The 12,606-nt window shown below is 64.6% G+C and carries 9 protein-coding genes; 6 read left to right on the top strand and 3 right to left on the bottom strand.

What is annotated here, in order from left to right; all coding sequences use genetic code 11:
• Positions 1 to 205: 205 nt before the first annotated feature.
• From AC4D2W_RS02815 to AC4D2W_RS02790, 6 genes are all read left to right on the top strand, one after another.
• A complete protein-coding gene (locus AC4D2W_RS02815; RefSeq protein WP_490925391.1) occupies positions 206 to 1,984 on the top strand; it encodes an HNH endonuclease signature motif containing protein in 1,779 nt (592 codons plus the stop codon).
• Between the two features lie 167 nt (positions 1,985 to 2,151).
• Positions 2,152 to 2,772, top strand: a complete 621-nt coding sequence (locus AC4D2W_RS02810) for an L-threonylcarbamoyladenylate synthase (RefSeq protein WP_490925390.1) — start codon at positions 2,152 to 2,154, stop codon at positions 2,770 to 2,772.
• A gap of 87 nt (positions 2,773 to 2,859) precedes the next feature.
• On the top strand, positions 2,860 to 3,594 hold the full coding sequence (locus AC4D2W_RS02805; RefSeq protein WP_490925389.1) for a DUF72 domain-containing protein: 735 nt from the start codon (positions 2,860 to 2,862) through the stop codon (positions 3,592 to 3,594).
• Positions 3,595 to 3,918: 324 nt separating this feature from the next.
• Positions 3,919 to 4,257, top strand: a complete 339-nt coding sequence (locus tag AC4D2W_RS02800) for a hypothetical protein (RefSeq protein WP_490925388.1) — start codon at positions 3,919 to 3,921, stop codon at positions 4,255 to 4,257.
• Positions 4,258 to 4,643: 386 nt separating this feature from the next.
• The gene (locus tag AC4D2W_RS02795) at positions 4,644 to 6,941 is read left to right on the top strand and encodes an alkaline phosphatase (RefSeq protein WP_490925387.1); all 2,298 of its coding nucleotides are present in this window, start codon (positions 4,644 to 4,646) and stop codon (positions 6,939 to 6,941) included.
• Between the two features lie 157 nt (positions 6,942 to 7,098).
• Complete coding sequence (locus AC4D2W_RS02790; RefSeq protein WP_490925386.1) at positions 7,099 to 8,730, top strand: bifunctional aspartate transaminase/aspartate 4-decarboxylase; 1,632 nt, start codon at positions 7,099 to 7,101, stop codon at positions 8,728 to 8,730.
• Here the strand turns inward: AC4D2W_RS02790 and AC4D2W_RS02785 are convergent.
• From AC4D2W_RS02785 to kdpC, 3 genes are read right to left on the bottom strand one after another with little or no spacing between them, the layout of a single operon-like run.
• Entirely contained in the window at positions 8,716 to 9,405 is a 690-nt protein-coding gene (locus AC4D2W_RS02785) for a response regulator (protein ID WP_490925385.1), read from the bottom strand. The genes AC4D2W_RS02790 and AC4D2W_RS02785 overlap by 15 nt on opposite strands.
• Complete coding sequence (locus tag AC4D2W_RS02780; RefSeq protein WP_490925384.1) at positions 9,402 to 11,969, bottom strand: DUF4118 domain-containing protein; 2,568 nt, start codon at positions 11,967 to 11,969, stop codon at positions 9,402 to 9,404. Before AC4D2W_RS02780 ends, AC4D2W_RS02785 begins: the two co-directional genes overlap by 4 nt.
• A gap of 3 nt (positions 11,970 to 11,972) precedes the next feature.
• On the bottom strand, positions 11,973 to 12,581 hold the full coding sequence (gene kdpC / locus AC4D2W_RS02775) for a potassium-transporting ATPase subunit KdpC (protein ID WP_490925383.1): 609 nt from the start codon (positions 12,579 to 12,581) through the stop codon (positions 11,973 to 11,975).
• Positions 12,582 to 12,606: the final 25 nt, after the last annotated feature.

Below are 12,606 nucleotides of genomic sequence, written 5' to 3'. Positions count from 1 at the left end.
GCACGGGCCGACGACGCCGGCAGTTGCCTTTTCTGCGAATGTTCCGCGGGACTCCGCTCTGGATGGCTGGTGGTTCGGCTGATGGTGCTGCCGTAAGGAGTGCCGAAAAAGACGGGTATTTGGCCCGTACCGGCAGGGCCGATTTTGCGTCTTTCGGAGCTGTTTTCGGGCCGGGAATGTCAGTGGCGGGTGAAAGCCTGAGGACATGGATCAGCACGGATCTTCTTCAGGGAACACACCGGTTGGCGCGCAGCAGGCCGCCCGCGACATCACCGCAGGTGAGCGTCTATCAACGCCGCGGAATCTGTCCGTGTACGCGGCCGAGCCCGGCAGAGGTGAAGTCCGTTCCGTTCCGGGTCCGGGTGGAAACCAGGCCACATCAACGTCCAATCCTGACTGCAGGGAGGGTTTCACCGGAAGCCTGGCCCTGCAAGGTGTTGAAGTCTTTGACCAGGACGAAGCAGGTGCTGTCCTGGCCCGGTTGGACCACCTTGTCCGGTGGGCGCAGGCCCAGCAGGCCAGAGTCCTGAACCGGCTGGAAGGGATCTTCCGGAACGGCTTCCTGCCGAAGGTCGGCTCGGGGGAAGACCGGCAGTTGGATCCGGGTCTGGCTTTCAGTCTCGCGGCGGAGGAAGCAGCAGCGATCCTGCATCTGCCCACCGGCACCGCGAAGATGCTCATGATGGACGCCGGAACCCTCTGCGATACCCACACGGCCACCCTGCAGCGCCTGGAAGCGGGAACCCTCGGTTACGGGCAGGTGCAGACCGTGCTGGAGCAGTCTCAGAACATTCCCGCCACCGACCTGCCCGGATTCGAGAAAGATCTGCTGACGGTGGCCGGGCAGTATGACGGGGGTCTGACCCTGGCACAGTTCCGGGTCAAAGCCCGCAGGATGCGCGAATCCCGGTATCCGGAGACCATTGCGGTCCGGCACAAGAGTGCGTTCGAAACCCGCCGGGTGTGTTTACAGCCGGACACGGACGGAATGTCCTGGTTGTCAGCGTTTCTTCCGGCGCAGAGAGCTCAGGCGATCTATACCCAGCTCAGTGTTGCGGCCCGGGGCGAGCAGGCTGCCGGGGATCCCCGTCCGGTGGATCAGTTACGTGCCGATATCCTTGCTGACCTGCTGACCAGCGGCGGCAAATCCGGAGACCCGGGCAGTAACGGTGACGGTGACGGCGCGTGGGTCCGGGGCGAGAACGAGACCGCTGACAGTCCCGACAGTGTTGAAAGTACTGGTCGCGGCCTCGGCTATGGGCTCGGCCGGACCCCCAACCGCTCTGACAGTGAAGGCAGAGGGGACGGTCCCGTCAGGCACGGTTCCGGTGCCCGGACTGAAATTCTGGTCCTGATCACCGCCGAAACCCTCCTCGGAGCCAATGAGGACCCTGCCGAACTGCACGGTTACGGGCCGATCAGTGCCGAAACAGCCCGCAGACTCGCACGCCAGGCGGCCCGGTGGACTCCGGTGGAACGCGACCCGCACACCGAAGAGATCCTGCGGGTCGGCCGCCGGCGCAAAGTACCGCCCGGACTCCAGCGTTGGCTGCGGGCACGAGACGGCACCTGCCGGTTCCCGGGCTGCCGGACCAATGTTCTGATTTCCGAGATCGACCACACCAGACCCTGGTCCCATGGCGGGACAACGGATCATGACAACCTCGAACACCTGTGTCGACGCCACCACATGTTCAAAACCCAAGGTTTTTGGACAGCCAGACAGCACTCACCCGGGATTATCGAATGGGTTTCACCGGGCGGCCGGACCTACCGCACCGAACCGCATCTTCACCTTGCCTCGAGTTCGGGCACGGATTCCGGTTCTCCACCCACCGGCATGCCAGGGGTTGTCACGGGCGTGCCAGATACTGCCTCAAGTGCTGCCTCAGGTACTGCTTCAGGTCCGCCGTCGTCGTCGCTTTGGGGATCACCCGACGACCCCGGTCCCTACGATTACGGAGACACTCCCCCGCCCTTCTGACCTGATGTATCGCCCTAGCCGTTGAGGACCACCAAAGTCAGGACCCGCCGCACCAAGGTCACCGCTGATCTGACCTGCCGTGTCACGGGCACCTTTCCCATCCAATCCGGGACGCCTCGGCTCGCCTCCCCTGAGGTTGTTTACCCTGCCGGCGGTAAGCTCGTGGCATGGCACGATACTTCGACATTCACCCTGAAAATCCGCAGCAACGCACCATCGGGCAGGTGGCTGCGATTCTCCGCTCCGGTGGTTTGATCGCTTACCCCACAGACTCCTGCTATGCCCTCGGCGCCCAGCTGAGCAATAAAGACGCCCTGGACCGGATCCGCTCCATCCGCCAGCTGAGCGACAAACACCACTTCACACTCATGTGCCGGGACTTCGCGCAGCTCGGACAGTTCGTGAAGATGGACAACGATGTCTTCCGCAGCATCAAGGCGGTAACCCCGGGCAGCTACACCTTCATTCTTCCGGCTGTCAAAGAAGTGCCGCGCTGGCTTTCCCAGCCTAAAAAGAAGACGGTCGGGGTGCGCATCCCAGACAACAAGGTGGTGCAGGCGCTGCTTGATGAACTGGGCGAGCCGCTGATCTCCAGTACCCTTCTGCTGCCCGGAGAGGAAGATCCGCTGACAGAGGGGTGGGAAATCAAGGAACGTTTGGATCACCAGGTGGAAGCCGTCCTCGACGCCGGTTTCTGTCCTCCGGATCTGACCACCGTCGTCGACTTTTCCAGCGGACAACCTGAAGTCGTTCGCCGCGGCACCGGAGATCCAACCCGCTTCGAGTAAGAACGCGCGTGAGCAAAAAGTTGAGTGAGAACACGCAGCAGCGCAGCCTCGCGAAGCTTGAACTGATCACCGTGGCAGGCTAGGCCCATGGCATTGCACATCGGAACCTCCGGCTGGAGTTACAACCACTGGCGGAATGTTCTCTACCCGCCGGGGCTGCCGAGCCGCCGCTGGCTGGAGACATACGCAGCGGAATTCGACACGGTGGAGTACAACGGAAGCTTTTATCGGTGGCCGCGTGAGCCGGCATTCGCTGCGTACCGTGACCGTCTTCCCGAAAGCTACCAGTTTTCCGTCAAGGCTCCGCGGGGTCTGACGCATGCACGGAAGCTTCGCGAACCGGAAGAATGGATTGGCAGGATCAGCCGGTGCTGGAAGGAACTGGGAGACAAAGCCGGAGTACTGATCGTGCAGCTGCCTCCGGATTTGGAACGCGACGACGCCCGCCTGGACTATTTCCTGGCCTCGCTTCCGGACGGAATCAAAACTGCAGTGGAATTCCGGCACGCCAGCTGGGAAACCCAAGAGGTCTACCAACTGCTCGAACGGCACGGAGCGGCCTACACGGTGATGAGCGGTGCCCATTTGCCGTGCAACCTGAAAGCCACGGCACCGTTCGTCTACCTCCGGATGCACGGGCCTGACCATGAACACCTTTATGCCGGCTCCTACAGCGATGCGGACCTTGAATGGTGGGCGCAGCGGATCCGCGAATGGCAGTCCTCGGGCAAGGATGTGTGCGTGTATTTCAACAACGACGGCGAAGGCCACGCCGTCCGCAATGCCCTGACGCTGCGGGCCCTTCTGGACCCGGCCAACTGATCCCGACCCTTGGCCCGACTCTGGTCCGGCCTCTGATCCCGCGATCTGCCTGGATCGGCTCCTGATCAGAGCGCAAGGGCCCGGAGGCAGAGGTTGCAACCCGGAATTGGAGACCCAAATGAATCTTTCGGAAGCCTTAGGCAACGGTGCTAACTGCGGGTAGTGTCAATGACGAAGAGTAACCGTTGAGAACACGGCGGACCGCAACTCTCCCTGTCGAGGCATTAACGCCTGCCGCTGCACAGCAGCTCCGGAAGCAAATTCCGTGCCCCTCTTCTCTGACGCCTTCCCTCAAACAGCGCGTCCAACTTTTTGATTGGTGCCATGAACTTCTCCAGCAGAATCTCTCCTCAAGATCCGTTTCCCGAACATCTTGGGGACCTCACCACAGAGGCCCTGGAAATACTGAACAGCAAAATCCACCGGCAAGCGGAGCTCGAATATCAGCGGGACGGAGAATCCGAACTGGAAACCCGGTTCCGTCTTGAATTCCTGACGGAGGAACTCGACCGTCGGGAGAACCTTTCGCTTCCAGCTTCCGCGTCGGATGCCGCGCAAGACCGCTCCGTGGTCACCGGGCAGGACACCGTGCCGCTCCCGGCGACGGCCGCCCAGACGCGAACGGCTGCGCCGGTTCCGGTGCCCGCCGGTGTTCAGGCCTAGGAACTCGTACGGGCGCAGCTCTCCTCCACGCCAACGCCGGGAAGAATAGCTACCGCCGGCAAGAGGAATGGCGCCGCCGCCGATCCACACATTGTTCCTAATGGTGATGGGTTTGGCGGCTTCCAGGTTGTCCTTCCGCGGTCCGGATCCACCGGATGAGTGGATGTGAGCAGCTGGACGTGGCGTCCAATAGCGCGCCCTCACTTCGGCGCTTCCACCGATGGTCACCGCCATTCTGGGCCCTTTCCCTTGACACGGACTCTGTGCGTGGCACTGTTGACGCCACGGGCACCGGGGGGGGTGCATCCAACGGCCGGGACACTGCCGGCCGTCATCGCATCTGGGAGGAAAAAGCTGTGAGGTACACAAGTGCGGGAAATATCGCAATGAGGGCAGTGACGACGGCGGCGGTAGCCGCCGTCGTCGTGTCCGGAACGGTTTCGGGCACAGGACCGCAACCGTCAAACCGGGTACCGGCCACCAGCACCGTGGAGGGCGGAGACCACGGCGGCGGGAATGGAGACGGGAAGGGAAACGGGAACGGCGGCGGAAAGGATTCTCCGTCCGCCCAAAACGTCATCCTGATGGTCGGCGACGGAATGGGCCCGGGGCAGCGGGAAGCCATCCGGTTGGGGCTGGTGGGTTTGACCGGAGAGCTGGAGATGGATTCCATGCCGTCTGTCGGCAGGGTGCACACCAACTCGGCGGACCCGGAAACCTTTGTGACAGATTCCGCCGCGGCCGCAACAGCCATGGCCACGGGAGTGAAAACCTACAACGGCGCCATCGGCGTCGACCTCAATCAGCAGCCCGTCACCACCGTCCTTGAGGTCGCAGAAGGGCTGGGTAAGGCCACCGGCTTGGTCACCACCAGCACCGTCACCGATGCCACACCGGCCGCAATGGGATCCCATGTCCTGGACCGGGATGAACAAAGCGCCATTGCCCGGCAGTTCCTGGAGAGCAGCCGGCCGGAAGTGATCCTGGGCGGCGGTGAGGACTACTGGTATCCCGCCGGAAACGCAGGCCGGCACCCGGACAACCCCGCAGAAGATCCCGCTGAGGAAAGCGCCGGCACTGAAGGAAACCTGGTGGAGCGGGCCCAGTCCCTTGGCTATGAATACGTGTCGGATTTGCAGGGGCTGCAGGACGCCGGTTCCGGAAAACTGCTGGGCCTGTTCGCCAATGAGGAAATGTTCCAGTACGGCGACGACGTCGAGGAACGGTACCAGCCCACAGTCCCGCTGACGGCAATGACCGCCAAAGCCCTGGACACCCTCGAACCCTCGGAGAACGGCTTCTTCCTGCTGGTGGAGGAAGAAGGAATCGACTCGTTCAGCCACGTCAACGACGCCGAGCTGACTATCACGTCCGGAATCGAGTTCGACCGTTCGGTGGGACTGGCCAAAGACTTTGCGGAGGAGAACGGCGACACCCTGCTGATCGTCGTCGGAGACCATCAGACCGGCGGAATGACCATCGAATCCGTAGATGTTCCGGAACCGGGTGAAGAGCCTGATGAGTCAGGCGACGGCCAGTCGGCCGAAGACGGTCCGCTGCCGGTTGCCAATTCGGACCAGAGATTCATGGTGGATTGGAGCACCGGAGGACACACCGCCCTGGACGTTCCGCTCACGGCCATGGGACCGGGCTCCGAACTGCTGACGGGAGTCTATGAGAACACGCACATCTTTGACACCATGGTTCAACTCATGCGGGCAGGAGACAACTCCGGGGACGGCACTCCCCCGAAGGGACATCCCCGCAAACACGGCTTTGACCTGCAGGCTCACCGCGGAGGCCGGGGCGAGTACACGGAAGAGTCCCTGGCCGGTTTTGCCCGTGCACTGGAGCTGGGCGTCACAACGCTGGAACTGGACCTGCACCTGAGCAAAGACGGCAAAGTGGTGGTCTGGCACGATGACACCATCGTTCCCGAGAAGTGCCGGGACACTGCGCCGGTCCGGAAAGGCGATCGAAGGTTCCCGTACGTCGGTGACCGCGTAGCGGACCTGACCCTGGCCCAGTTGAAAACCCTGGACTGCGGGTTCCAGCAGCTTCCCGGCTTCCCGGAGCAGGAAGTGGTTGAGGGCAACCGCATTGCCGAACTCCGTGATGTCTACAAGCTGGCCGACTCCTATGACGCCCGGAAAATCCGGTTCAACGCGGAAACCAAGGTTGAGGACGGCCAGTCCGGCGGCCCGGGAATGGAAGCCCTGACGCGTGCCGTGGTCAGCGAGGTCCAGCGCTCGGGCCGGGCACGGTACACCACCATCCAGTCCTTCGACTGGTCCTCCCTGAACCTGGTGAAGAAGATCGCACCCAATCTGACGCTGGTGGCCCTGGCCTCGGATGCTGCAGATCTCGGTGTGGGCCAGCCGGGAGCTGCACCCCAGCTGGGCGGGATCGACATCGACGACTACAACGGTTCCGTTGCCCGGGCTGCCGCTGCCGCCGGATATGACGTCCTGTCCCCCATTGCCACCACGGTCACCCCTGAAATGGTCCGGGACGCCCATAAGGCCCGCCTGTTGGTGATTCCGTGGACGGTGAACACCGCCGCGGATATGAACGCCCTGATGGATATGGGCGTTGACGGCATCATCACCGACTATCCGACGGTCCTGCGGTCAGTGATGGAGGAACGCGGACTGAAACTTCCGCGCGCATACAGCCGCACCTAGCCGGAGGAGGACGACGACGGCGGGCGCCTCCCGCCGTCGTCGTCCGGCCGACTGTCACTGACAGCTTTCCCCTGACATCTTGCCACTGAGAGCCAGGCCGGACAGCCGCCCCACGCCAGCGATGCACAGCAGCGATTCACCAGCACCAAGGAGCCGCATGGAGAAGAGCCCCGACAACCAGGATCCGGCAGCACTGGCCGCGCTGAGCCCCTTCGAGCTCAAGGACAGGCTGATAGCCCTCGCGTCCTCGGACACGGAACGGCTGATGCTGAACGCGGGCCGGGGAAATCCGAACTTCCTGGCAACGCTTCCGCGCCGGGCGTTCCTCGCGCTGGGAGACTTTGCCGTCTCCGAATCCGAGCGTTCGTACTCCTATCTGGACAGCGGGTTTGGCGGGCTGCCGGAGCAGGACGGCATGCTGGGGCGGTTCAACGCGTTCGTGGTGAATGATCCGCAGCGCGTGGGGCTGCAGTTCCTCCGCTCCGCGGTGAGCTACGTCCACGATCAGCTGGGCCTGGACCGGGAAGGGTTCCTTGCCGAAATGGTCTCCGCGTATCTCGGATGCTTCTACCCCACCCCGCCGCGGGTGCTGCCCAAGACCCAGGAGGTGCTGCGGGCTTACCTGGGCGAGGAACTCTTTGGCGGCGAGGTTCCGGCAGGGGCGTTCGATGTCTTTCCCACCGAAGGCGGCACAGCCGCCATGACCTACATCTTTTCCAGCCTTGCCGTGAACGGACTGGTGGTTCCCGGGGACAAAGTCGCCCTTGCCACCCCCATCTTCTCGCCGTACCTGGAAATCCCGCCCCTGCCCGACTACGGGCTGGAAGTGGTCTCCATCATGATGGACGAAGCCCAGGACTGGCTGCTGCCCGACTCGGAACTGGAGAAGCTGCTGGATCCGGACGTCAAAGTGTTCTGCCTGGTCAATCCCAGCAACCCTCCCTCCGCCAAACAGCCGCACGCGGTCCTGGACCGGCTGTCACGCCTCGTGGCGCAGCAGCGTCCGGACCTGATTATCATCACCGACGACGTCTACGCCACATTTGCCGATGACTTCGTCTCGGTCTTTGCCGTCTGCCCGCGAAACACGATCTGCGTGTACTCCTTCTCAAAGTATTTCGGTGCCACCGGCTGGCGGCTCGGAACCATCGCCCTGCACCGTGAGAACGTCATCGATGAACTGCTGGCAACCCTGCCGGAGGCTGAAAAGCAGCGGCTGAACACCCGCTACTCGTCCCTGACCACAGACGTCCCCGGACTGAAATTCATCGACCGCATCGTCGCGGACAGCAGATCGGTGGCACTGAACCACACCGCAGGACTGTCCGGTCCGCAACAGCTGCACATGGTGCTCTTTGCACTGCACGGCCTCATGGACCGGCTGGACCGGTACCAGGATGCCGCCAAGGCACTGATCCGCGGCCGGTACGCCACCCTGTACCGGAGCATGGGGATTCCTCCCACTCCGCAGCCCGACGACGTGGGGTACTACAGCCTGATCGACCTGCAGAAACTCGGGGCACGCCTGTACGGATCCGAATTCGCCTCATGGTTGGGGGCGCAGGAGGATCTCGGACTGCGGTTCCTGCAGCGGCTGGCCTCGGAAACTTCAGTAGTGCTGCTTCCGGGGAAGGGGTTCGACGTCGTCGGCCCCTCGGCCCGCGTGTCCCTGGCCAATCTCACGGACTTTGAGTACCGCGCCATCGGTGCCGCAACCCGGCGCATCGTGGAGGATTACCACAACATGTTTTCAGCGCAGGGTTCGGCGGAGACGTCAGACGGTCCCTGAAGCAGGGATAAACCGGTAGCCCATGCCGTGTTCGGTCAGCAGATGCACGGGAGCCGCCGGATCTGCTTCCAGCTTGCGCCGCAGCTGGGCCATGTACAGGCGCAGGTAGCCGGTGTCCGTGGTTCCGGGTCCCCACACATCCGTGAGCAGGGCAGCCTGGGTGATGAGGCGGCCCGGATGCTGCAGCAGGGCTTCGAGCAGCCGCCACTCGGTGGGAGTCAGCCGGATGGCCGAGCCGTCCGAGACGCGGGCCACGGCCTTGGCGGCCAAATCCACCCGGACGTCGCCGAAGACTACCTCGGACTGCTCGGGGGCGGCTTGCGCGCGGCGGGTCAGGGCGCGGATCCGGGCCATCAGTTCTTCAGTGGAGAAGGGCTTGGTGACATAGTCATCGGCCCCCAGGTCCAGGGCGCGCACCTTGTCGGAGGAATCGGTCCGGCCCGAAATCACCAGGATGGGTGCGTGGCTCCAACCCCTCACCGCTTCAATGACTTCCATGCCGCTGAGCCGGGGCATGCCCAAATCCAGGACAATGAGGTCCGGATGGGTCTCCACCGCCTTGCGCACGGCCGCTGCGCCGTCGGCCGCCGTCACCACCTCATATCCGTAGGCGGAAAGGGTGATGCGCAGGGCACGGAGGATTTGGACGTCGTCGTCGGCCACGAGGATTTTCATGCTGCACCGGATTCATGGGCGGCGGCTGCAGGCGCTGCGGATTCGGGCCCGGCAGACACCGGGGCAGCTGCTCCGGATTCTCCGCCGGCGGGAGCCGCCGGCAGGGAAAGCACCATTGTCAGCCCGCCTCCGGGTGTGTCCTCGGTTTCCAACGTCCCCATCATTCCTTCCATGAAGCCTTTGGCCAGTGCCAGGCCCAAGCCCAGGCCGGTGAGATTGTCGGTGTCACCCAGCCGCTGAAACGGCATAAAGACTTCGTCGAGGCGCTCGGGGGGAATCCCCGGTCCACAGTCTATGACGCGCAGTTCCACCCGCCCGGCAAACGCGCTTGCCGCCAGCACCACCTTGATGCCGGCCGGCGAGAAACGTACGGCGTTTGCCAGCAGATTGACCAGCACCCGCTGCAGCAGCACAGGGTCAGCCATGACGGGAGGCAGGTCCGGCGGAATCTCCAGTTCCACTTCCGCCGGACCGAGGTTGAGTTCTTCGAGCGCCGGAAGCACAGCATCGGCGGTGTCCAGCGGCGAGAGGCTGACGCCGAGCACCCCGGCCTGCAGCCGGCTGACATCCAGCAGGGATGTCACCAGCTCCGACAGGGTGGCCAGTGATTCTTCGGCGGTGGCCAGCAGCTCGGCACGGTCCTGCTCGCTCCACTGCACGTCCGGTGCCCGCAGCCCGGTTACCGCAGCGGTGGCTGCCGTGAGCGGCCGGCGCAGATCGTGGCCGACGGCGGCCAGCAGTGCGGTGCGCACCTTGTCCGCCGCCGCGAGCGAGCCCAGCCCCTCGGCCGTCTGCGTGAGATCGCCAAAGTCCAGTGCCGCTTCCAGCTGGGCCGTAATCACGGCCAGCAGCCTGCGGTCAGTGGCTTCAAGGTCCCGGCCGCGCAGCTCCAGGGCGGCCCGCTCGCCCACCGGCAAAACCAAAGCGGCGGTGCTCTGCGAGGTGACGGGACCGGCGGCGGCGAGTTCCGCGCCGTCGGCCACCAGCCGCACTGACTCCAGGCTGAAGGCTTCCCGGGTCCGCCCCACCAGGGCGGCCAGGGCATCTTCGCCGCGCAGCACATTTCCGGCTACGGAAGCCAGCAGCTCGGACTCTGCGGCTGAACGGCGTGCGGCTCGGGAACGCCGGGCCGCACGGTCCACCACAAAGCTCACCAACATCGCATTGACCAGGTACAGCCCCAGTGCCAGCATGTGTGCCGGCGTCGCGATGGTCACTGTGTACAGCGGCTGGATGAAGAAAAAGTCCAGGGTAATGCCGGAGAGCAGCGCGGCGAACAGCGCCGGCCACAGGCCGCCCACCAGGGCCACGAGGATCACCAACAGCTGATAGCTGAGCACGTCGCCGGTAATGGTCTGCGGCGTGCTCATGGATACCAGGAACCAGGTCAGGAGCGGCCCGCCGGCCACCGCCAGCGCCAACCCCCACAGCCGGCGGCGAATCGTCAGTGCGCCGCCGAGCCGCGGCAGGACAGACCGTCCCCCGGCCGCGGCGTGGTTGACGATATGCACGTCGATATCCCCGGACTCGCGCACCACAGTGGCGCCAATGCCCGGGCCGGTGAGCAGGGCCTGGATCCGCGGCCGGCGGCTGACACCGATCACCAGCTGGGTGGCATTGACGCCGCGGGCAAAGTCCACCAGTGCGTGCGGAATGTCCGAGCCGACCACCTGGTGGAAGGTGCCGCCGAGTTTCTCGGCCAGCGCCCGCTGGGAGGCGAGCTCGCCCGGATTCCCGTCCCGCAGTCCGTCCGGGCTGTTGACGTGCACGGCCAGCAGCTGTCCGCCTGCGGACCGGGCAGCGATCCGGGCTCCCCGGCGCAGCAGGGTTTGTCCCTCCGGTCCTCCGGTCAGGGCCACCACAACCCGTTCCCGTGCCTCCCATTTGTTGCGGATTCCGTTTTCGGCACGGTACTTGTTCAGCGCACTGTCCACCTCATCCGCCAGCCACAGCAGCGCCAGCTCGCGCAGCGCCGTGAGGTTGCCCAGCCGGAAATAATTGGACAGCGCGGCATCCACCCGTCCCGCGGGATAGATGATGCCCTGTGAAAGACGGCCGCGCAGCAGCTGCGGCGCGATGTCCACCAACTCCACCTGGTCCGCCGACCGAAGCACCGAATCCGGCACCGTCTCGCGCTGGACGGTGCCGGTGATCTGTTCGATGACGTCGTTCAGGGACTCGATGTGCTGGATGTTGACGGTGGACAGGACGTTGATGCCGGCGTCGAGCAGTGCCCGGACATCCTGCCAGCGCTTGGCATGGGCCAGCCCGGGGGCGTTGGTGTGGGCGAGTTCGTCCACCAGCGCGTAGTCCGGCCGCCGGGCGAGGACGGCGTTCAGGTCCAGTTCCGACAGGGCCAGTCCGCGGTGGTTAACCCGAACCGGCGGAACTGTTTCCAGGCCTTCAGCCATGGCCGCCGTGGCGGCGCGGCCGTGGGTTTCCACGACCGCCACCGCCACGTCCCTGCCCTCATCCCGCAGGCGCCGCCCTTCTTCGAGCATGGTGTAGGTCTTGCCGACTCCGGGCGCAGCGCCAAGGAATACCCGAAGTTGTCCTCGTGTCATTCCCTAATTGTCCGACTCCGAGAGGGCAATGTTCAGCTTCAACACGTTGACGGCCGGTTCTCCCAGCACACCCCCGTCCCGGCCCTCCACCGCGGCGTCCACCAGCGCCCGCACATCGGCGGGTTCCAGGCCGCGTTCCGCCGCCACCCGGTTCACCTGGAGCCGGGCGTACTCAGGGCTGATGTCGGGATCCAGGCCCGACGACGACGCCGTCAGGGCGTCCGCAGGCACGTCCTCGGGATCCACGCCCTCCAGCTCGCTGACCGCGGCGCGCCGCTCATCGATTGCCGCAGCCAGATCCGGGTTGGTGGGGCCCAGGTTGGAACCGCTGGAGGCACCGCCGTCGTACCCGTCGCCGGCGGCGGAGGGCCGGGACTGGAACCACTCAGGCAGGGCAGTGCCGTCCGCATCGGTGAAGGACTGGCCGATGAGGGCGGACCCCGCGTCCTCCCCGTTCACGGAGACCACCGAGCCGTTGGCCTGGTGATTGGCCACCACCTGCCCCACACCCGTCACCGCCAGCGGATAAACGATTCCCAGTGCCGCTGTCAGGACCAGGACGCTGCGGACCGCCACTCCCACCTGGCGCGCCGACGTTCGTGCAGTACTCATGATGCTTCCTGTTCGTTGTGTTTGG

This window comes from Arthrobacter sp. TJ-58 (assembly GCF_058269295.1).
The sequence above is the reverse complement of the archived record's forward strand: the minus strand, read 5'-3'. Positions and strand labels throughout refer to the sequence as shown.